The following is a 2843-nucleotide window of genomic DNA, read 5'->3' as shown; positions in this document are numbered from 1 at the left end:
GGGTTGGGGTAAGGGGTGGACACTCGCCGTACGCGATACACAGGCACGGGAGCTCTGCCCTCACCCGACGCGCGCTGCGCGTCGACCTCTGCCGGAGGGAGAGGTGCTCAATCCGCGCGGGCGGATGCAATCTCGAAACCCATTTTCTCGAGGAGAGGCGCTCTTCACTCCGCCATCGGCGAAGCGCTTTGCTTACTGCGCCTTGATCGCCAATGCCGGCAGGCCGCCGTTGCCGAGCTTCTGCTTGGCTTCCGCCAGATCGGTCGCGGTGCCGTAGGGGCCCATGCGCACGCGATAGACGGTGCGGCCGGCGGCTTCGCCCGATTCCACGCGGGCGGTCAGACCGAGCAGGGCGATGCGGGCCTTGAGGGCCTCGGCGTCGCCGGATGCGCTGAACGAGCCCGCCTGCAGGATGTAGCGCGCGTCACTGGCGGCAGCTGCGGCCGGCGCGGTACGCGCAGTCGTGGCCGGCTGGGTCGTCGCAGGCGCGGCGGGTGTCGGACGCTGTTCCGGCAGCGGCTGCGGCCCACTGGTCGCACCGCCCGCCAGATCGGCGGCGTCGGGATGCTGGGCCTGCAGCGCCTGCTGCTGCGCCTCGGCGCGTTGCTGGCGCTGGGCCTCGGCGCGCGTGCTGGCGGCGAGTTCGGCGTCCGTCATCGGGACTTCCTGCTCGGGCAGCATCGTGTAGAAATCGTAGTCGGTCGAGGCGCCCTCCTGGCCGGCCGCGGCGCGCGGACGCTGGCCCGCCGGCGTCGGCAGCTCGGGTTCGGCGTCCGCGTCTGTGGTACTGACCGCGGGCTGTGCATCGGGATTCGGGCTCGGCCGGAAGAAGCCGTCCTGGGTGTCGGGCTTGAGCAGGCGCGGCACCGCCAGCACGATGCCCAGCGCGAGCACCACGCCGATGATCATCCACGCCCAGCCCGGCAATCCGCCGGAGCTGCCGCCGTTGCGTCGGGCCTGGGTCTTGCCGCGTCGTGCCGCCATTACATCGCCTCCGGGGCCTGCACGCCGAGCAGCGTGAGGCCGTTGCGCAGTACCTGTCGCACTGCAGTGGCCAGCGCCAGACGCGCATCGCGCACGTCGGCATCGTCGACCAGGAACTGGTGATCGTTGTAGTACGTCTGGAAGCCCTGTGCCAGCTCCAGCAGGTAGGTCGCGATCAGGTGGGGTTCAAGCTGCGCGCCCGCGGCCGCCACGATCTCGGGCCAGCGCGACAGGTCGATCAGCACGTCGCGCAGCGCGACGTCCGTCATGTCCGGCGACTGCGCCAGACCGTTCTGCAGATCGAACGCGAGACCCGCATCGCCGAGCTTGCGCAGCAGGCCGCAGATGCGCGCATGCGAGAGCTGCACGTAGTAGACCGGGTTGTCGAGCGACTGGCTGCGCGCCAGGTCGATGTCGAACACCAGCTGCGAATCGGGCTTGCGCGCGACCAGGAACCAGCGCGTCGCATCGCGGCCGGCCTCGTCGATCAGGTCGCGCAACGTCAGATAGCTGCCGGCGCGCTTGCTGAGCTTCACTTCCTCGCCGCCGCGCATCACCGTGACCATCTGGTGCAGCACGTATTCCGGCCAGCCCTGCGGAATGCCGGCATCCAGTGCCTGCAGACCGGCGCGCACGCGCGCCAGCGAACCATGATGATCGGCGCCGAGTTCGGTGATCGCGCGCGTGTAGCCGCGCTGCCACTTCGACAGGTGATAGGCCACGTCCGGCACGAAGTACGTGTAGGTGCCGTCGGACTTGCGCATCACGCGGTCCTTGTCGTCGCCGTAGTCGGTGCTGCGCAGCCACAGCGCACCGCCTTCCTCGTAGGTGTGGCCGTGGGCGACGAGCTCGCGCACGGTCTCCTCCACCTTGCCGTCGGCGTACAGCGACGACTCGAGGAAATACACGTCGAAGCCCACGCCGAACGCGGCCAGGTCCTCGTTCTGCTCGCGGCGCAGCCACGCCACGGCGAAGCGGCGGATCGCGTCGACATCGTCGGCGTCGTCGATGCCCGCGACGGTGTGGCCGTCGACCTCGACCGTCGCGCCGTCGAGATACGCGCGCGCGACATCGCCGATGTAGTCGCCGTTGTAGGCGTCGGCCGGCCAGTCGGCGTCGCCGGGCTTGAGGCCCTTGGCGCGCGCACGCGTGGAGCGGGCGAGGTTTTCGATCTGCACGCCGGCGTCGTTGTAGTAGAACTCGCGCTTGACGTGCCAGCCGTTGGCATCGAGCACGCGTGCGATGCAGTCGCCGATGACCGCCGCGCGGCCGTGGCCGACGTGCAGCGGGCCGGTCGGGTTCGCCGACACGTATTCCACGCCCGCGGTCTGTGACGCGCCACTGTCGTTGCGGCCGAAGGCATCGCCCTGCGTGTGCACGGCGACCAGCTGGTCGCGCCACGCGTTCGCGGTGAGGCGGAAGTTGAGAAAGCCCGGGCCGGCGATCTCGACCGAGGCGATCGCATCGTTGACCGGCAGCGCATCGACCAGCGCCTGCGCGATCGCACGCGGATTCGACTTCGCGGGCTTGGCCAGCAGCATCGCGGCGTTGGTCGACGCATCGCCGTGGCTGCGGTCCTTCGGGCGCTCGACGGTGAAGGCGGGCGTGGCGAAGTCGGCAGGCAGCGTGCCATCGGCGCGCAGGGCGGCAATGGCCTGCTCGACGAGCGGCTCGATCAGGGCGCGGAGCTGGGATTTCACGGAATTTCGATCGCGGACAAACGGCCGGCCATTGTACGCGAGCGCTGATGGCGCCCCGGGTTCCGTGATGGACGAGCGTGCGAAGCCCTCCCCTGCAACGCGGGGGAGGGTTGGGAGGGGGCAAACGAACCGATCGACGAGAGCCCGACTCATGCGGCG

2 protein-coding genes are annotated in these 2843 nt (G+C 70.0%); both read right to left on the bottom strand.

All coding sequences use genetic code 11. The features are described 5' to 3' along the window. Positions 1-192 precede the first annotated feature (192 nt). Positions 193-984, bottom strand: coding sequence for an SPOR domain-containing protein (locus tag CURTO8I2_RS10915; protein ID WP_159681097.1), 792 nt, complete (start codon positions 982-984; stop codon positions 193-195). Beyond that, positions 984-2684 carry an arginine--tRNA ligase gene (gene argS, locus CURTO8I2_RS10910; RefSeq protein ID WP_236551082.1) on the bottom strand — a complete coding sequence of 567 codons (1701 nt, stop codon included), beginning with the start codon at positions 2682-2684 and terminating at the stop codon, positions 984-986. The genes CURTO8I2_RS10915 and argS overlap by 1 nt, the downstream gene beginning before the upstream one ends. Positions 2685-2843 lie beyond the last annotated feature (159 nt).

Origin of the sequence: Luteimonas sp. 9C, assembly GCF_902506295.1 — a bacterium.
GTDB lineage: Bacteria > Pseudomonadota > Gammaproteobacteria > Xanthomonadales > Xanthomonadaceae > Luteimonas.
This window is presented reverse-complemented; position numbering and strand designations above follow the sequence as displayed.